The sequence below is a fragment of the Arthrobacter sp. P4_H3 genome (assembly GCF_056400885.1).
This window is the reverse complement of record NZ_JBFUKK010000005.1, coordinates 117294-134414: the sequence shown is the minus strand read 5'-3', so window position 1 is coordinate 134414 and position 17121 is coordinate 117294. Positions and strand designations below refer to the sequence as shown.

The 17121-nt window shown below is 65.3% G+C and carries 16 protein-coding genes; 2 read left to right on the top strand and 14 right to left on the bottom strand.

Annotation, left to right across the window (positions count from 1 at the left end):
* Position 1 precedes the first annotated feature (1 nt).
* Positions 2 to 1168 carry an L-rhamnose isomerase gene (gene rhaI, locus AC1DRE_RS08735; RefSeq protein WP_476984258.1) on the bottom strand — a complete coding sequence of 389 codons (1167 nt, stop codon included), beginning with the start codon at positions 1166 to 1168 and terminating at the stop codon, positions 2 to 4.
* A 128-nt stretch (positions 1169 to 1296) separates the two neighbouring features.
* Positions 1297 to 1641, bottom strand: a complete 345-nt coding sequence (locus AC1DRE_RS08730) for an L-rhamnose mutarotase (protein WP_476984257.1) — start codon at positions 1639 to 1641, stop codon at positions 1297 to 1299.
* A 223-nt stretch (positions 1642 to 1864) separates the two neighbouring features.
* Between AC1DRE_RS08730 and AC1DRE_RS08725 the strand changes: the two genes are divergently transcribed.
* Positions 1865 to 2902 (top strand): LacI family DNA-binding transcriptional regulator, encoded by a 1038-nt coding sequence (locus AC1DRE_RS08725; RefSeq protein ID WP_476984256.1) that lies wholly within the window; start codon positions 1865 to 1867, stop codon positions 2900 to 2902.
* Positions 2903 to 3089: 187 nt separating this feature from the next.
* Here the strand turns inward: AC1DRE_RS08725 and AC1DRE_RS08720 are convergent, their stop codons facing one another.
* The 10 genes from AC1DRE_RS08720 to AC1DRE_RS08675 all read right to left on the bottom strand — a co-directional run bounded on the left by AC1DRE_RS08720 (position 3090) and on the right by AC1DRE_RS08675 (position 11758).
* Entirely contained in the window at positions 3090 to 3425 is a 336-nt protein-coding gene (locus AC1DRE_RS08720) for a PRC-barrel domain-containing protein (RefSeq protein ID WP_476984255.1), read from the bottom strand.
* On the bottom strand, positions 3412 to 3840 hold the full coding sequence (locus tag AC1DRE_RS08715; protein ID WP_476984254.1) for a hypothetical protein: 429 nt from the start codon (positions 3838 to 3840) through the stop codon (positions 3412 to 3414). Before AC1DRE_RS08715 ends, AC1DRE_RS08720 begins: the two co-directional genes overlap by 14 nt.
* Positions 3837 to 5066 (bottom strand): NRAMP family divalent metal transporter, encoded by a 1230-nt coding sequence (locus AC1DRE_RS08710; RefSeq protein ID WP_476984253.1) that lies wholly within the window; start codon positions 5064 to 5066, stop codon positions 3837 to 3839. The genes AC1DRE_RS08715 and AC1DRE_RS08710 overlap by 4 nt, the downstream gene beginning before the upstream one ends.
* Entirely contained in the window at positions 5063 to 5500 is a 438-nt protein-coding gene (locus tag AC1DRE_RS08705) for a hypothetical protein (RefSeq protein ID WP_476984252.1), read from the bottom strand. Before AC1DRE_RS08705 ends, AC1DRE_RS08710 begins: the two co-directional genes overlap by 4 nt.
* A gap of 488 nt (positions 5501 to 5988) precedes the next feature.
* Positions 5989 to 6711 carry a DUF1961 family protein gene (locus tag AC1DRE_RS08700; protein ID WP_476984251.1) on the bottom strand — a complete coding sequence of 241 codons (723 nt, stop codon included), beginning with the start codon at positions 6709 to 6711 and terminating at the stop codon, positions 5989 to 5991.
* Complete coding sequence (locus AC1DRE_RS08695) at positions 6711 to 7424, bottom strand: rhamnogalacturonan acetylesterase (protein WP_476984250.1); 714 nt, start codon at positions 7422 to 7424, stop codon at positions 6711 to 6713. Before AC1DRE_RS08695 ends, AC1DRE_RS08700 begins: the two co-directional genes overlap by 1 nt.
* A gap of 45 nt (positions 7425 to 7469) precedes the next feature.
* On the bottom strand, positions 7470 to 8342 hold the full coding sequence (locus AC1DRE_RS08690; RefSeq protein WP_364124946.1) for a carbohydrate ABC transporter permease: 873 nt from the start codon (positions 8340 to 8342) through the stop codon (positions 7470 to 7472).
* On the bottom strand, positions 8342 to 9316 hold the full coding sequence (locus AC1DRE_RS08685) for an ABC transporter permease (protein ID WP_476984249.1): 975 nt from the start codon (positions 9314 to 9316) through the stop codon (positions 8342 to 8344). The genes AC1DRE_RS08690 and AC1DRE_RS08685 overlap by 1 nt, the downstream gene beginning before the upstream one ends.
* Positions 9313 to 10842, bottom strand: a complete 1530-nt coding sequence (locus AC1DRE_RS08680) for an extracellular solute-binding protein (protein ID WP_476984248.1) — start codon at positions 10840 to 10842, stop codon at positions 9313 to 9315. The genes AC1DRE_RS08685 and AC1DRE_RS08680 overlap by 4 nt, the downstream gene beginning before the upstream one ends.
* Before the next feature lie 214 nt (positions 10843 to 11056).
* Positions 11057 to 11758 carry a YesL family protein gene (locus tag AC1DRE_RS08675; protein WP_476984247.1) on the bottom strand — a complete coding sequence of 234 codons (702 nt, stop codon included), beginning with the start codon at positions 11756 to 11758 and terminating at the stop codon, positions 11057 to 11059.
* A gap of 304 nt (positions 11759 to 12062) precedes the next feature.
* Here AC1DRE_RS08675 and AC1DRE_RS08670 point away from each other — a divergent pair, with 304 nt between their 5' ends.
* On the top strand, positions 12063 to 14234 hold the full coding sequence (locus tag AC1DRE_RS08670) for a DUF6807 family protein (RefSeq protein ID WP_476984246.1): 2172 nt from the start codon (positions 12063 to 12065) through the stop codon (positions 14232 to 14234).
* Between the two features lie 68 nt (positions 14235 to 14302).
* Here AC1DRE_RS08670 and AC1DRE_RS08665 read toward each other — a convergent pair whose 3' ends face one another.
* Both AC1DRE_RS08665 and AC1DRE_RS08660 read right to left on the bottom strand, forming a co-directional pair.
* Positions 14303 to 15592 (bottom strand): ABC transporter substrate-binding protein, encoded by a 1290-nt coding sequence (locus AC1DRE_RS08665; RefSeq protein WP_476984245.1) that lies wholly within the window; start codon positions 15590 to 15592, stop codon positions 14303 to 14305.
* A gap of 237 nt (positions 15593 to 15829) precedes the next feature.
* Positions 15830 to 17098, bottom strand: coding sequence for an MFS transporter (locus AC1DRE_RS08660; protein WP_476984244.1), 1269 nt, complete (start codon positions 17096 to 17098; stop codon positions 15830 to 15832).
* Between the last annotated feature and the right edge of the window lie 23 nt (positions 17099 to 17121).

Genomic DNA, 17121 nt, shown 5'->3' with positions numbered 1-17121 from the left:
CTTATGCGCCCCATCCGGCTTGCTGGCCGCCCACGCGGTCCTCATTGATCTGTTTCTGGTAACCGCTGGCCTTGAACGCGGCCATCGGGTCCGCGGGCAGGCCGCGGGATTCTCGCCATGCGGCCAGGACCGGGCGGACGTCCGTGTAGAAGGCGTCATTGAAGACCGCGTTCGCGGCCAGAACGTCACCGGACCGTTGGGCCTCGCCCAGCGCCGCGGTGTCCACCATGAGGGCACGCGCGGTCATCTCCTGGACGTTGAGCACGGAGCGGATCTGGCCCGGGATCTTCTCCTCCAGGTTGTGGCACTGGTCCAGCATGAGCGCCACGCCGGAACCCTTGCCGAAGCCGCCGCCGCGGATCACCTCGTACATGATCCGGAACAACTGGAACGGATCAGCTGCGCCCACGATCAGGTCGTCATCGGCATAGAAGCGCGAGTTGAAGTCGAAGGAACCCAGCTTGCCCAGGCGCAGCAGCTGCATCACAATGAACTCGATGTTGGTGCCCGGGGCATGGTGGCCGGTGTCCAGGCAGACGAACGCCTTCTCGCCCAGCGCCAGGGTCTGCGCATAGGAGGTGCCCCAGTCCGGAACGTCCGTGTGATAGAAAGCCGGCTCGAAGAACTTGTACTCCAGCACCAGGCGCTGGTCCTCGCCCAACCGGGCGTAAATCTCCTGCAGCGACTCCGCCAGACGATCCTGCCGGCCCCGGATGTCATCCTGGCCCGGGTAATTGGTGCCGTCCGCCAGCCAGATCTTCAGGTCCCGCGAACCGGTGGCATACATGATGTCGATGCACTCGAAGTGGTGCTCCACCGCCCGGCGGCGCACGGACTCGTTGGAGGACGTCAGCGAACCGAACTTGTACTCATCATCCTGGAATGTGTTCGAGTTGATCGTGCCCAGGCCCACGCCCAGGCCCGCAGCGTAGTCCTTCAGTGCGGCGTAGTCATCCACCTTGTCCCACGGAATATGCAGGGCAACCGTGGGAGCCAGGCCCGTCAGTTCGTGCACCTTGGCGGCGTCCGCGATCTTCTCCTGCACGGTCCGGGGAGTGCCCGGCGTGCCGAACACCTTGAAACGCGTGCCCGAATTGCCATACGCCCAGGAGGGTACTTCAATGGCAAGCTCCCCGAGCCTGCCCAGCGCCGTTGCTACGTCATTCATGATGGTTCTTCCGGTCTCTCGTAGTGCGTTTGTCTGTTGTGTGCCGACTCCCGTGTCGGCGGCATGCCGTGTGTCCCGCGGCCCGTGACGCCCAGCCGTCCGCAACGGTGGCTACTCTGGGACGGCGGCTAGTCCGGGGCGCTGGCCGTGGCCAGCTGGTCGTCCAGGTTGAAGACTTCCTCAAGGACCTGGAACCCCTCGTCGGGTGCCTGCTCCGTGTCGTCGAAGAGCTTGGCCATCTCCGCCTGCCAGCGGGCGTTGACGTCGGTCAGTGCCATCCGTGCCCGCACGGCGTCGAAGTCGTCGCACTCCACGTAACCCACCAGCAGTCCGTCCCCGCCCAGGAAGAGCGAATAGTTGTGCCAGCCCGCGTCCTTGAGCGCACGGAGCATCTCCGGCCAGACGGCGGCGTGCCGGCGCCTGTACTCATCGATCAGTCCGGGTTGGACTGAGGAGCGAAAACACACCCTCATCTGCGACTCTCCTGAATTTCCGATTCTTTGAATCGTTTCATTGTTACGATTCAAAGTACTCTTGAAGTCAAGTGGGTGTCAAGCATTTAGCAGCGGATGAAAACCATTTATCTGCTGGCTGGGCCGTTTCGTCGCCCCCGAACGCCGTCCTGGCAAGGACAATTGGTCAGGGGTCTGGTCCAGGCGGTTGCCCGCCGTCCCGCATGAGAGAGCTTGGAGAAAGATGTCACGGTCAGCCAGCATCAAGGATGTTGCGAACCATGCCCGCGTGGCAGTGGGAACAGTTTCCAACGTCCTGAACTATCCGGACCGCGTTTCGCAGCGGACCAAGGACCGGGTGCTGCAGGCCATCGACGAGCTCGGCTTTATCCGCAACGATGCGGCCCGCCAGCTCCGGGCCGGGCACAGCCGCACCATCGGCCTGATCGTCCTGGACGTGGGCAACCCCTTCTTCACCTCCGTGGTCCGCGCCGCTGAGGACGCCGCCGCCCTGCAAGGCAGCGCCGTCCTGCTCGGGGACAGCGGGCACGACGCCAGCAGGGAATCGAACTACATCGACCTCTTCCAGGAGCAGCGGGTCCAGGGCCTGCTCATCTCGCCGGTGGGCGATGTCACTGAGCGCCTGGACCAGCTGCGCGAACGCGGCGTGCCCACCGTCCTGGTGGACCGGCTGGCCGACGAGGCGAAGTACAGTTCCGTCTCCGTTGACGACGACGCCGGCGGTTACCTTGCGGCGCGGCACCTGCTGGACATCGGCCGCCGTCGGCTCGCCTTTGTGGGAGGCCCGACGTCGATACGCCAGGTGGCGGACCGCCTCCAGGGGGCGCAGCGCGCCGTCGCCGAGGTTCCGGACGCCTCCCTGGAAGTACTGGATTCCGCCGGGCAGACGGTCCTGGCCGGCCGCGGCGTGGGCGACCAGTTGGTCCGCCGGAGCGCTGACGACCTTCCGGACGGCGTGTTCTGCGCCAACGACCTGCTGGCCCTGGGCGTTATGCAGTCACTCGCCATGATGCACACGCTGCGGATCCCCGAAGACATTGCACTGATCGGCTACGACGACATCGACTTTGCCGTGTCCGCCGTGGTGCCGCTGTCCTCCATCCGGCAGCCCACGGAAGCGCTCGGGCGGACAGCCATCGAGCTGCTGGCCGAGGAGCTGGACGCCATGGGTCCCACGTCCGTGCGGGCCCATCATCGCGCGGTGATCTTCACTCCCGAACTGGTGGTGCGGCAGAGCACGGCGGGGGCTTCTGCCGGCTAACAACCGCGCTCGAACTCCGACCAGTGGGACGACGTTCAGGTCGCGGTCGACGGCATCCTCCGGAAGCTCGAAGGCAGGATCGGTCCACTCCTTGAACGCTGATGTCCATGAACTCCACGTGAACTGCGGGAAGTCGTTGAGCTTCGCCTCGTGCGTGCGCCAGTCGCAGGAGGTCCGCCAGTAGGCATTATCGTGTCAGCCGTGCGTCGTACGACGCGAAGCCCGGCCGCAGCACCACATGAAGGGACCCCATCTGGGCGATGTCTTCCCACAGCACCAAGAAGGATCCTCTGTGGCGCCAGCGCAATAGCTGCGCTATCGGCCACGGCTGAGTCATCTCTTGGCGTTCGTATCCGAGGAACGACGACGCCGTTCGCGGGCTGACTACGATGCCGACCAGCCGGGCTTGGCTGAGCAGTTGCGTCGGGGCGGAGTCCAGGGCGAACCGTAGGTCCGAGACCTCGCCGAGCCGCTCACCGTCGCTGTTCACCACGTCGCTGCCCAGGACGTCAGTCAGGATCATGGCGTCCTCCTGGGATTTTCCCGATCACGTGGTTCCGCAGCCATCGTTCCACCCATGAGGCATCGAGCGAATCGGAGCGGACGCCGAGCTGGACGACGGTGTCGACTCCGGCCACGGCTTCCCAGGGGATGCGAATGAGCCTGCTCGACGGCGGCCTGCCGCCGAAGATCCGCGTGCCTAGGACGGGACCGGTCAGCAGGGCCGTGATGTGTGGTGTGGGCGCGCCTTCCGGGATCGGTTCGTCAGATGGCGGCCCGCTCAACTCGACGTCGTCGACGGTGGTGACGGGGACGCCGTCGACGTCCAACATCTGCCGGTCCAGAAGGTGGAGTTGAGCGTCCAGCACCAGCCCGGCCGGTTGCGGCGCGGTCTTGAGCTCGTGCGACTGGATCCTTCTGCCCTTGGGTGCGCTCATGCCCCGGCTCCTGTTGCGATCATCAGTGGAATGGCGGCCAGAGAAGCGACGAGAATGATCACCAGGTAGACGAGGCCGGCGATGTTCACGGCACTGTTGTTGACGTGTTTGCCCATGTATTGCGGGTCGTTCGCGACGATCAGGATTGGCAAGTATGTCAGCGGAAGCGCGATTGCCGAGAACACCACGGAGTATTCGGTCACCAGAATGGGATCCACGCCTGTGGCAAGGACCGCGATACCGGCCAGCAGGACGACGATCATGGACATGTGAAACCTCGCTGCCTGAGCTGGGCGGCGGAACTTGCCCCACGACCATCCGAAGAATTGTGCCAGCGTGTACCCGCTGGACAGTGTCGTCTCCAGGGCGGCGCCGAAGGTCGCGGCCACGACTCCCAGGATCAGGACCGCCAACGCGAGTTGGCCGCCGGCCTGCGCAACCGGCAGGGCCACCTGCGACAGCGTTGTCACACTGATCCCTGCGGGCAGAAGAACTACGGCGGCGCACGCGGCGATCGCTATGGAAAGGAACCCACCGAGGGGGAAACCGAGCAGGACGTTGATCCGGGATTGGACCAGGTCCTTCACCTTCCAGCGTTCTTCAACCGCGCCTGAGGAAAAGAAGAACACCTCGTATGGGGTCATGGCTGCTCCGAACAGGGCGATGGCGAAATACCAATACACACCCGGGCCCTCCTCTGCCGGGACCGAGGGTGTGAAGGCCTGGCCTGCCAAAACGCCCCAGTCCGGTTTGAGCAGGAAGAGTGCCACGGCAAAGACCACAAGGGACAGTCCCATGAGGCCCGTGACGTTTTCCATGATGCTGAACTTCACCCGCCAGATCACCAGCCATACGGCAAGCAAGGCGAACGGAACCCAGAGCATGTAGGCAACACCGCTTGCCAGCTGGAGTGCCAGCGCGATGCCACCAATTTCCGCGGTCACGGTCATGAGGTTGATCAGAAATGACGCACCCAGGTTGGCAAGGCCGGCGCGCGGACCCATCCGCTCACGAATCACCTCGAAGGTGGCCCTGCCTGAGACTGCGGCCACCCTGCCGGACATGTTGGCAAAGAGGCAAATTCCCACGACGCCGACCACCACCACCCACGCCAGGGACAGCCCGAATCGCGATCCCACCACGGCGTTGGTCACCAGATCCCCGATGTCAACAAAGCCCCCGATCGCTGTCAGGATGCCGAGCGCAACACCGAGGAGCCGCTTCACTGGATGCCGGCCTTTGTCATCAGGGCGTCGAGTTGCTCCGTTGCCTCCTTCAGTTCACCAAGGACCACAGGCAATTGCCTTGGTTGGCTGAGATCGGGTTCCCCGCGTGGAGCCGTGAGCGCGTCACGGGCGTGGAGGATTGAGCGGGACACGGTGGAGAAGGTCGCCACCATGTCGTCGCGGAGTATCTGGTCATCGTCTGTAGCTACCGCCAGGCCCTCGACCTCATCGATGGCTGACTCGACTTCGCCCAGCATGTCGTCGGCAACAGTGGTGCCGGCGGCCGCCGTTGTGCGGTCAGTGTTGCGGAGCTCCACCGCGAGGATGGTGGCCTGCACAGCTGCTGAGACGGACTTCGCCGGTCCTTCCAGGGCATCCGCTGAAGGCTCGGGGGTACATGCGGAAAGAGCGACGGTGAGGACCGCTAGAAGCACAAGAAGTCCAGCCGGGAAGTGGCGGCTATGAACGCGATTGCTACGCTCGGTGCGCATGCCGCGCTGGGATGTGGACACTGGTGCAACGTGCACCGCGCCGACGGCGAGCCTTGTCGCACTTAACAGCCCGAGAATTGAACGGATCCGCATCTCTTCCCAATCGCCACATGGACAAGCCCCCGTTAGTGGTAAGCATACTGACAAAACAAGGGCCCACAAGAGGGCAAAGCAGACCCGAGCTGATTGGCGCAAACCGGCGGACCCCTGGTGAACCTGTCCGTGTTGAAAAGCAACCGTGCCAGGGCGGGGTCGAAGGCCATGGTCCGAATACCACGGCTACTACGGCCCCCGTCTGTGGGTGGCTCCGGTTGAGCGCGAACGGGCAGATAATGACCTGTTTTTTACTTTTTGGGGTCATTATCTGCCCGTTCGCGCTCAGAGCTGTTCAGCTCTTAGGGCCGCAAGTGCCCGTTCGCGCTCGGGGAGGACTACAGCGCCTGCACCACCAGGTTCCGGTAGGCAGCCCGCAGCGGGGCCATCTGCCGGAAGCCGAGATAGCCGCCGCCCAGCACGTTGCCGCTCCCGTCCCGCCAGGTGAGCACAGGCAGGCCGTTGATGGAGAAGGCAACGTCCGGCCCGTCCTTGACGAGTTCCATCCGATAGAAATCCAGGGCGTCCTCCGCGGGCGGCAGCGGGTCCGCTGCCTGCGCCACCAACTCGAAGCCCGAGCTCTTGCGCAGGTTGCAGGTCCGGAAGGCCCGCTCCTCCGCGTGCTTGTGCCGGAAATAGGAGACGTGCAGGGCATCGATGTCGCCCGAGTGGTACTGCGGGTAGAAGCCGGTTCGCGGCGCGAGGCCGCCCGAGAACAGGTCCCGTCCGCCGTGCCCCTCTGCCGCAAAGAACACCATGGCCAGCCCCGGCTCCGCGAGAGGCAGGAACTGCCAGCTCACCCTGACGCGGTCCGGGAACTCCACCGGGCACCAGAACGTCCAGTGGGCGTGGTCGCCGAACTCTTCCTCGTCCCTTGACCCGGACAGCAGCAGCGCCCCCGGCCGCGGGTCAGCGGCGGATGGCGTCCCGCCGCCGTCGTGCGTTTCCGGATGCCGGGCCAGGCTGACCGGGCCCTCGGCAATCCAGCCCGCCACGTCCTCCGGCCCGGTGAGCGGGTTGCTGTACAGCACGCCGCCGGAGTTCTCCCCGGGTGTTCCCATCAGGCGGACGCCGCTGTGGAATGCTGACGGATTCCCCCGGCGACCGCGAGGCCCAGCGATGTCAGCCGCGATGCGACGTGCTCCGCCACCAGCCGGGCACCGTCCACGTGGAAGTGCGTGTTGTCCGCCAGCCCGTCCGGCCAGCGGGCGTGCTCCCCCGGACCAAAATGGCAGAACAGTGACTTGGATCCTTCCACGCCGAGCCGCGTGTACAGGCCGCGCGTCCAGCTGTTGAGGTCGATCAGCGGGACGTGAAGCTCCGCCGCGACCTCCCGGACAACCTCGGGGTAATCCTCCAGGCTCTGTTCCAGCCGTGCACCCGCCGCGGCAGCTGCGCCGGCCAGTGCGCCGGCCAGGAAGTGGCGCCGCTCCACCGATGTGCAGAGAACGGCGCGAGCACCTGTGGCCCCGACCTCGGCGGCCATGGTCCGCAGGTTCGCCGCGTAGCCGGTCCTGGCCGCAAGGTGCGGACGCTTTTGGTCGTTGTGGCCGAACTGGATCAGTACGAGGTCGCCCTCGCCGGCCAGTTCCAGCAGCATGTCCCACAGCCCTTCGGCCCGGAAGGACTCGGTGCTGGCCCCGCCCTTGGCGAAATTGTGGACGGAACCCCAGGTGTGGACGTGCGGGGCAAGCTGCGCGCCCCAGCCGCTCATCGGGTACTCGTGGGTGGGACAAGTGGCGACCGTCGAGTCGCCGGCCAGGAGGATCTTCATGCTGTGCTTTCTGTTGGTGGGGGCGGGCATCTGAGGTTCGGCCGCTCAGCCCTTGACGGAGCCGATCAGCATTCCCTTGGCGAAGTGCTTCTGCAGGAACGGGTAGAAGATCAGGATGGGCAGGGTGGCCACCACGATCACGGCGAACTTGATGCCCTGTTCCGGCGGGATGTAGTTCGGGTCCACGTTGCCGGTGCCGAGCAGGTCGGAGGACGCGGTGACCTGGCGCAGGTACATCTGCAGGGTCCACTTGGAGTTGTCGCTCAGGTAGAGCAGCGGTGACATGAAGTCGTTCCAGATGCCCACGGCGTAGAACAGCGCGAACGTGGCCAGCACCGGTTTGGACAGCGGGAGCAGGATCCGCCAGAGGATCCCGATTTCCGTGGCGCCGTCCATCTTGGCGGACTCCTCCAGCTCCTGCGGGAGTTCCTGGAAGAAGTTCTTGATGATGATCAGGCTGAACGGGTTGATCGCAGCCGGCAGGATGAGCGCCCAGTAGCTGTTGAGCAGGCCGAGGTCCTTGATCAGCAGGAACGTGGGGATCATGCCGCCGGAGAACACCATGGCGAAGACCACCAGGGACAGGATCAGCTGGCGGCCGCGGAGGTTCCGTTTGGCCAGCGGGTAGGCCATGGTGACCGTCAGGATCAGCTGCACCACCGTGCCCACCACGGTGACGAGCACCGTGGTAACCAGGGCGCGGATGAACGCGGGGGTCGAGAAGATGTACTCGTAGGCGCCCAGGCTGAACTGCTCCGGCCAGACGAAGAAGGCCCGCCGGGTGATCTCGGCCTCAGTGGCGAAGGAGCCGGCGAAGACGTAGACGAACGGCAGCAGCGTCAGGACGCCGATCACGGTCAGGAAGACGTAGTTGGCGGCGTCGAAAATCCGGCCGCCGGTGGTGTTGTGGATCTTCATTAGAACAGTCCGCTCTGGTTGAACCGCTTGGCCAGGGCGTTGGTGCCGAAGATCAGCACGATGCCCACCAGGGACTTGAACAGACCCACCGCTGTGGAGTAGCTGTAGGCGCCCTGGGTGATGCCCACGAAGTACACGTAGGTGTCAAAGACGTCTGCCACGGACCGGTTGAGGGCGTTGGTCATGAGGTAGATCTGCTCGAAGCCGGTGTTCAGCATCTGCCCGATCGCCAGGATGAGCATCACGATGATGGTGGAGCGGATCCCGGGCAGCGTGATGTGCCAGACCCGGCGGAACCTGCCGGCGCCGTCAATGATGGCGGCCTCGTACTGGTCCTGGTCCACGGTGGCCAGGGCAGCGAGGAAGATGATGGTTCCCCAGCCGGTGTTCTTCCAGATCTCCTGCAGCACAATCAGCGGCCGGAACCAGGCCGGGTCGGACAGGAAATCGATGTCCGTGCCCAGCACGTTGTTGATGAACAGGAACAACGGCCCGAAATCCAGGGCGAACAACAGGAAGCTCAGCGACGCCACAATGGTCCAGGACAGGAAGTGCGGGATGTACACGAGCGTCTGGACCGTGCGTTTGAGGATGGACAGGCGGACCTCGTTCAGCAGCAAAGCCAGGACGATGGTCAGCGGGAACGCGATCCCCAGGCTGAGGAACGCGAGGATCAGGGTGTTGCCCAGCAGCCGGCCGAAGTCCGGGTTGCTGAAGAAATCCTGGAAATGCTGGAAGCCAACCCACGGGCTGCCGTTCACGCCCAGGAACGGGACATAGTCCTTGAACGCGATGGACACCCCGTACATCGGGGCGTACCGGAACACCGCGAAGTAGACCACGCCCGGCAGCAGCAGGAGATAGAGCCACTTGTAGTGAGCGAAGTGGACGGCGAAGCGGCGTCGCCGCCCCGGGGCAGGCGCGGGTGGCGGTGCCTGCTCCGGGGCTTTGACGTCAACTGCGGACGCTGTCACTTGCTGTCCTGCCAAAGCTTGTTGATCTCTTCCTGGACTTTGTCCCCGCCGCTGGACTTCCACAGCTTGATGGCGTCTTTCAGGCCCTGCTCATCGATCTGGCCGGCCAGGTACTTGATGCGAGCGTCCGCCACGATGTTGTCCAGCTGCGCGCCCTTGGCAACGTAGGTGGGTGATACGAACGCCGCGGCCGGGTTGTAGACGGCGCTCTTCAGGTCACCCGCCATGACCTCAACGCGCTTGTCGAAGACTTCCTGTTCGTAGTCGGAGGCCTGCTTGACGGGGTAGAAGTTGTTTCCGGTGACGTTAGTGCCCAGCTGCGCGTAGCTCTTGATGTCCGTGGCCACAGCTTTGCCCTCGGCCGTCTCGGGCTTGATGGCGGCGGCCTTTCCGTCCTCGACAGTGAAGTTCACGCCCTCGATTCCGTTGTTCAGGAGGGCTGCCACTTCCTTGCCGTTCATGGTGTTCAGGAACTCAAGGACGTTCTTCAGCTCAGCCTCGGTCCGGACGCTGGTCTTGGGAATGGCCAGGAAGCCGGAGTAGCCGTCCGTCGGGTGTGCGTGGAGTTCGCCGTCCGGCCCCTTGAGGTTGCCGACGAAGCCCACCTTGTTCTCGAAGTCGTTCGGGTTGGCCTGCTTGAAAAGGTTGATGAGGACACTCACGCGGGAGTCGACGTCGACGATGATGCCGCCCTTGCCGTTGAAGAACGGCTCGTTCCACTTGGTGCCGTCGAAGGTGGCGAAGTCAGGGTTGATGAGCTTCTCGTCCACCATCTTCTTGACGAAGCGGTTGGCTTCGAGGAACTCCTCGGTTTCGAAGCTCGGGACCAGCTTCCCGTCCTTTTCGGTCCAGCGGTTGCCGGCGCCGTACCACTCTTCGATGATGTCGTAGGGGCTGTTGGAGCCCAGGGCGCCCCACTTGGGGATGGTGATGCCCCAGGTATCGTCCTGGCCGTTGCCGTCCGGGTCCTGTTCAGTAAAGGCCTTGGCCACGTTGTACAGGTCCTCGGTGGTCTCGGGTGCCTTCAGCCCAAGCTTGTCCAGCCAGTCCTGCCGGAACATCACGGCCGCACGGATGGGGTTGCGGGCGCGGAAGACGCCATAGACCTTGCCGTTGATGCTGGCGTTCTGCTCAACCTCCGGGAAGGTGGTCTTCAGGTTCGGGTACTCGTCCAGTTTGTCGGTGAGATCCCAGAAGGCGCCGGCCTCGGCGTTCTTGACGAACCCGGGCGACTTGCTCTGGACCACCAGGACCTGGGGAATTTCGGCGGATGCCAGCGTGATGTTCATCTTGTCCTCGTAGGACGCATTCGGCGTCCACGTGATGCTGATGTCCTTGCCGGTGAGCTCCTCGAGCTTCTGCTGCACGGCGCCGTCGGCCGACGGCGGCTGCGCTTCGAGGAACGGCGCCATGAGGCTGATCTTCGAGGTGTCCGCAGCCGGGGCTTCACCCCCGCTGCAGGCCGTGAGGGTCAGTGCGGTGGCGGTCACGACGGCGGCCGCCAGGCTGAGTTTTCTGCGGATCATGGTGTTTTCCTTTTCCACTTCTTCGGGGGTTGGCTAGGTAAGTTTGTTGATGGTTAGTGAGTGCGGCTTGGTTCGCGGCCTCGGATCTGCGCAATTTTGATACGTTTCATTCGATGGCCGCGCAAAGGCACTTTCTGCCGACTGCGGAGACCTTTCGGAAGCCGTGCGCGGCCGGATAGCCGCACGCCCGCAGGACGGGCCGCCACCGCGCAGCTCAGGCAATCGGGGCCCCCACCGCGACGGCGGCGGTCCCGGATCCGGCAGTCTCGCGCCCGGCGCCGGCGACGACACCCTCGCCGGCCGCCACGGATTCGTCATTGGCGGAGAAGAAGCGGTCGCACAGCCACCCGGTGACGTACAACCACGCGCCGATGCTGAAGAACGGGATAAGTCCCGGCAACGCCTGGCTGGCGAACAGGGCAGCCGCGGTCACAAAAAGCAGGATCGCGGTGCCCGCCAGATGGCGGAGGGCAAACCGCGAGGACATCAAAAGGTATTGCGGGAGCGGCAGCTCATAACGGGCAAACATGGGGAAGATATGGCAGACCACGGCCACCAGGAAGATGGCAGCGACGAACACACCGGCAGCCATCAACTGCGACAGAAGGTCGCCGGACCTGGAGAAGTAATTCCAGTTGAGGGCGAGGGCTGCGCCGGCGAGCATAACCGGCGCAGCCAGGCCGTTTCCGCGACCAAAGTTGCGCCGGAATTCCTTCATGAACGCACGAAACAGCGGGGCGGCCCCGCCCCGGACCCTACGGCGCACCAGGATCTGCGCGGCGGCGGTCGCAGGGCCAACGCCAAACACCCCCAGGCCCGCCAGTGAGAACACAATCCACAACAGGTTCAGGCATGCAATCCACAGCAGGGTGTCGAAGAATGAATATGCCTTCGCGCCAAAAGTTCCAGCCAGCACGTCCAGCCTCCAATCTCTCCGTCGTTGCAGAAACGGGGGCCGCAGTGGTCCACGTCACCTAAGTAAGCGGTTTCTCGAAAATGTAGACGCTTTTGGAGTGGCGGTCAAGGTTCAATTTGAATCGTTACATAATGCGGCCGCCCGGGTTATGCTGTTGTCATCAGCATTTTGGAAAGCGCTTACCATGGTTATGTATTGGCCGTCCCGGCCTAGGCTGATGTCAGCCGTCCAGGGCCACGGCCCGGCGATTTCCTGAACAGACACCGACGTCAACACCCCGTCCCGGGGACAGAAGAGGAGAGCCATGGGCACCCTGTCCGAGCCCGTCCCGGAAGAACACAAACTCCGCACTGTGTCAGCGGCCAGGGTGGCACTCGTCGGGGTCCACGGCTTCGGGACGCACCACCTCCGCAACCTTGAACGGCTGCAGGCGAGCGGCGCCGTCACCCTCGTGGCTGTTGCGGATCCAAATCCTCCTGCGCCGGGAGCTCTTCCTCCCGAGACTGCGGTCTTCAGCACCCTGGACGAGCTCCTGGCGGCGACCCCGGCGCTGGACCTCGTTATTGTAGCCACGCCCATCCAGACGCACGCGCCCCTGGCCCTGACCGCCCTCCCCCGCGCCGACCTGTACCTGGAGAAGCCTCCCGTCGCTTCACTGGCCGACTTTAACCGGCTGCAGGAGGCCGCCGCCGGAGCCGGACGCCGTGTCCAGATCGGCTTCCAAAGCCTTGGCTCCCACGCGCTGCAGGCCATTGAGGACCTGCTCGCGGCGGGCGAGATCGGCACGCTCCTGGGAATCTCCGCCACCGGGCGCTGGGTGCGGGACCGCGCGTATTACAAACGTTCGCGCTGGGCGGGCAAGCGCAGCCTGAACGGCGTCGACGTCGTGGACGGCGTGGCCACCAATCCACTGGCGCATGCCATCGCCACGGCCTTGAGGATCGCCGGCGCGCGGACCCTGGATGATCTCGTATCGGTGGAAACGGACCTCTACCGGGCCAACGACATTGAATCGGACGACACCTCCGTGATCCGGGTACGAACCACATCGGGGCTGCCCATCACCTGCGCGCTCACGTTGTGCGCCACCGAATCCGTGGAACCGTACATCACACTGCAGGGCAGCGAAGGAACCGCGGTGTTCCACTACACCGAAGACCGCCTCAGCATCAGGGGCACCGACGGCGAGCGCAGCCAGGTCTTCGGCCGGGACGACCTCACGGAGAACCTGCTGGAACACTTGCGCCAGCGCCACTCGCCGGACAGCCCACCCGACCCGGTGCCGCTCATCAGCCCGCTCGCCGACAGCGGCGCGTTCATGAGGGTGCTTGAAGCCATCCGCACCGCCGACGCTCCGGCGCTGATCCCTGCGCAGTACATCAACTGGACGGGCGACGGCGATTCCGCCCACGCCGTGATCGCCGGCATCGAGGACGCCCTGGAACGCGCGACGGCGGCACACGCCACCTTCAGCGAGCTTGGCCTGCCGTGGGCACGGTCCGCGGCCGACAACCCGGAGAAGCCTTCCCTCACCGTTCAGGACCCCGCCGTCCAGGACCCCGCCGTCCAGGCTGGCGGCCGGCACGACGGCGGCCCTGCGGCCGGCACGCTAAGCGGTGCCACCACGGTGGCCACCCTGCAGGACGGCACCGCCATCGCTGCAAGGCTCTCACCCCGGCCCTACCTGCACCCGGTGCGCACGCTCGGTGGTGTCACGGTCACGGACCATTTCCCGTCGGACCACCCCTGGCACCTCGGTGCGGGCGTGGCGCTGCAGGACGTCAACGGCATCAATTTCTGGGGCGGCAAGACCTACACCCGCACAGCCGGACGGTACGAAGAACTCCCGGATCATGGCCGGATCGTGCAGCTCTCCGCCGCTCCAGTGCCGGGATCGCGTGACGGTAATTCCGTGCAGCAGGAACTGAGCTGGCAGGCTCCGGATGGCAGCGAACTCCTCCGCGAGCGCCGCATCATCCGGTCGGTTCAGGTGGACGCCCGAACTTGGCGGCTGGACCTGGCGACGGAACTGACCGCCGTCGTCGACGCCTCACTGGGAGGCCCCGGTTCCAACGGTGCCGCCGGCAGCGGCTACGGCGGATTCTTCTGGCGGCTGCCCGCGTGCTCCGCGGCTGAAGTCTTTACAGCCGCGGAGCACGGTGAAACTGACGTCCACGGCTCTGTCTCGCCCTGGCTGGCGTGGACCGCGGAGTTCCCGGAGGGCCGGGCGAGCCTGGTGTTCGCCGCCCCTGCCGAGGCGCCGGACCCGTGGTTCGTCCGGCTGACCGGCTACCCCGGGGTGGGCTCGGCCCTCGCCTGGAACAGGCCCGTGGACCTCGCCGCCGGGGAAGCCGTCTCACGCTCCTTCACGGTGTGGATCGCGGACGGCACGCTGTCCCCGGAGGAAGCTGCCGCCTTGGTTGCCGGGCTGGCTTCCGGACCAGGCGAAGCTGCCTCAGTATCTGAGGACCGGTGACGGCACGCCTGGTCCGCTTCGGTGGTCCGGGAAATCCTTGGACATCTGCCCGGCCCACTTCCGGACGGCTAGCTCAACCCGCTCTTGAGCTCCTCGACGGCTTTCTTCGCGGCTTCCTCCGGGCTGAGGCGGCCGAAATGCACGTCGCTGGAGAACCGAGTGAGGATCTCCCCGGCCGGGCTTGAACCTGCCGGGGGCACTGCCGGCGAGTCGCCCACTTCGTCCGCAATATCGTCAATGAAGGATGCTGTTGCTGCATCCACCGCGCTGAGCTTGGGCGTGATGGCGGCGCGGACCTCCGAGTTGCCGGGAATGCCGCGGTCCGCCAACGCAATCTCTCCCGCTTCGACGCTGTTGGCCAGGAAATCGATGAACTGCTGGGCTTCCTTGGGGTGCTTGGTCCTGGAACTTGCCGACCAGAACTGGGATGCCTTGTAGTACTGCTGGGCCGACTTTGCGTTACCGTCGGTGCTCGGCGGGCGCTTGATTTCCAGTGGCTGTCCGGAGGCCTTGGTCAGGGCACCCAGCTGGTTGGACCACATCCATCCCAGGGCAAACTTGTTGGTGGCCATGCCCGTCTGGTCCAGCGGCGCGCTGGCCTCTTCTGTGAGGATGGAAGCCGGCGGGACGGACTTCGCGTCACGGAGGTCGGCCTGGAACTCGAAGAAGCCCTTGGCGTCCGCTTCGTCGAATCCGAGCTTTCCGTCCGAGGTGAACAGTGACTTGCCGTGCTGGCGCAGCCACAGGTTGAAGGAGGCGTCACCGGTCACAGGCCCGGAACCGTAGGTGCCCGCCTTGCCGTTGGCTGTGATGTCCGCGGCCGTCTGCTCGTAGTCCTTCCAGGTCCAGGACTTGTCGTCCGGCAGGGTCACGCCGCTGGCGGAGACCAGCGAGGGGTTGGCCAGCACCACCAGCGCATTCATTCCTGCCGTCACCGCAAACTGCCCGTCCGGAGTCTTGCCGGCGTCGGCCGCGGCTTTGTCGAATTTGGACAGGTCCACGTCCTTCAGGTCCAGCAGCGCACCGCGCTTGGAATACTCCCCCAGGTACTGGAGGTCCATCTGGATGACATCCGGGGCCTGCTGCGAAGCCACCTGGGTCGCGAGTTTGTCCCAGTAGCCCGACCAGTCCCCGTATTCGCCTTCGATCTTGATATTGGGGTTCTTAGCTTCAAAGGCGTCGATCAGTTCCTGCGTCATCTTGTGCCTGACGTCCGAACCCCACCAGGTGAAGCGCAGCGTCACCGGTCCGCCGGCATCCGGCTGGGCACCACCACCGCAGCCCGAAAGGGTCAGGGCGAGGGCGGCTGCCACGGCTGCGATCTTGGGAGTTCGGGATTTCAGGGCGCGCAAAATCATTCGATGTCCTCTTGACGGCTTGGTTTATTTGAAGCGAGAAAACGCTTTCTCATCAACCCTAGGTGTGCGTCACATCACAGTCAAGGGCCCCTTGGGTCCTGCCCGGGACTACCAGCCGCAGCCCGGGACTGCCAGGGCCGGCGTTTGCCCATTTGCCATCTTTGGCCGCTATGCCCGGCGTTTAGCGGCCCTTTTCGTCAGATCGCGGCGTCAGTGCCAACTCCCTGGCATGCTCCCTCAGGAAGCCGCGGTCCGCCGTCGGGCGTTCAGCCAAAACAGCAGGCCGATGACCGCAGCGGACAGCATGCCCAGCGCCCCCGTCACCACCAGGCCAGTGCGGACGCCGAACTCCTCCGTGAGCCAGCCGGCCAGCAGCCCGCCCAGCGCGTGCCCGCCCAGCAGGAGCGGCAGGTAGAGCGCCAACACGCGGCCGCGGACTTCCGCGCCGGCCTCCAGTTGGACGGTGGTGGCAGCGCTGGTCAGGAAGAGCAGCGTCATCACGCCCACCAGCACCAGCATGGCCACGAACAGCTCCTGTGTAGGCATCAGCGCAGCGATCAGCTGGGTCAGCCCGAACAGCCCGGCGCTCGCCACGATCCCCTTGCGCCCCAGGGTCCGCAGCCGCGCCGCCAGCAGGGCTCCGGCCAGCGCGCCCAGGGCGCTGAAGGTGTTGAACATACCGAACCCGGCGGCGCCGCTGTGCCATACGTCCGCGGCGAAGGCGGCAAGGACCACGGGCCCGTTCATGCCGAAGGCGCCCAGGAGCCCGGCGAGCAGCATGACCAGGAGCAGGGAGGGCCGGTGGCGGACGTAGCGGAAGCCGGCGAGGACCTGCCCGCGGCCACGAAGGGGCGGCGCACTGGGGTAGAGCTGGGACGTCCGGATGGCGGCGATCAGGCCCAGCACAACCAAGCACACCAGGGCGTTCGCAGCGAAGGCGGCGGCGGAACCGGTCTTGGCGATCAGCAGGCCACCGAGCGCGGGACCCAGCATCGCGCCAAGCTGGCCGATGGCGCTGTTCAGTCCGATCGCGGGGCGCAGGGCGGCGTCCCCCACCACCTCGTTGACGAACACCTGGCGTGCCGGCCCGTCCACCGCGGACGTGATGCCGAGGGCAACGCAGCAGGCGTAGACCGCCCAGACGGTGATCCCGCCACCGGCATCCAGGACCGCAAGGGTCAAGGCGAGCAAGGCCGTGATCGCCTGGCAGACCAGGAGGATGCGGCGCTTCGGGTAAAGGTCCACGAGGATGCCGCTCAGCGGGCCCACCACCAGCATGGGCAGGAACTGGAGGGCCACGGCCACACCCACTGCCGCGGGGCTACCCGTCAGCTGCAGGACCAGCCAGTCCTGGGCGAGCCGTTGCATCCAGATTCCGGTGCTCCCGGCGAGCTGGATGGCGACGAAGAGTCGGTAGTTGCGCTGGGCCAGCGGGTGGTACCAGCGCGGCGGACGGTCAGTGGCGGCTTGGAGGGACTCTGCGGACTGGGGGCGCTCGGAATACACGTCTGGCTCAACTCGGTAGTGAA

Excerpts from the sequence above, each read along its gene's own strand:
- rhaI (WP_476984258.1), bottom strand. The coding sequence starts at position 1,168 with ATGAATGACGTAGCAACGGCGCTGGGCAGGCTCGGGGAGCTTGCCATT.
- AC1DRE_RS08730 (WP_476984257.1), bottom strand. The coding sequence starts at position 1,641 with ATGAGGGTGTGTTTTCGCTCCTCAGTCCAACCCGGACTGATCGATGAG.
- AC1DRE_RS08725 (WP_476984256.1), top strand. The coding sequence starts at position 1,865 with ATGTCACGGTCAGCCAGCATCAAGGATGTTGCGAACCATGCCCGCGTG.
- AC1DRE_RS08720 (WP_476984255.1), bottom strand. The coding sequence starts at position 3,425 with ATGATCCTGACTGACGTCCTGGGCAGCGACGTGGTGAACAGCGACGGT.
- AC1DRE_RS08715 (WP_476984254.1), bottom strand. The coding sequence starts at position 3,840 with ATGAGCGCACCCAAGGGCAGAAGGATCCAGTCGCACGAGCTCAAGACC.
- AC1DRE_RS08700 (WP_476984251.1), bottom strand. The coding sequence starts at position 6,711 with ATGGGAACACCCGGGGAGAACTCCGGCGGCGTGCTGTACAGCAACCCG.
- AC1DRE_RS08695 (WP_476984250.1), bottom strand. The coding sequence starts at position 7,424 with ATGAAGATCCTCCTGGCCGGCGACTCGACGGTCGCCACTTGTCCCACC.
- AC1DRE_RS08690 (WP_364124946.1), bottom strand. The coding sequence starts at position 8,342 with ATGAAGATCCACAACACCACCGGCGGCCGGATTTTCGACGCCGCCAAC.
- AC1DRE_RS08680 (WP_476984248.1), bottom strand. The coding sequence starts at position 10,842 with ATGATCCGCAGAAAACTCAGCCTGGCGGCCGCCGTCGTGACCGCCACC.
- AC1DRE_RS08670 (WP_476984246.1), top strand. The coding sequence starts at position 12,063 with ATGGGCACCCTGTCCGAGCCCGTCCCGGAAGAACACAAACTCCGCACT.
- AC1DRE_RS08665 (WP_476984245.1), bottom strand. The coding sequence starts at position 15,592 with ATGATTTTGCGCGCCCTGAAATCCCGAACTCCCAAGATCGCAGCCGTG.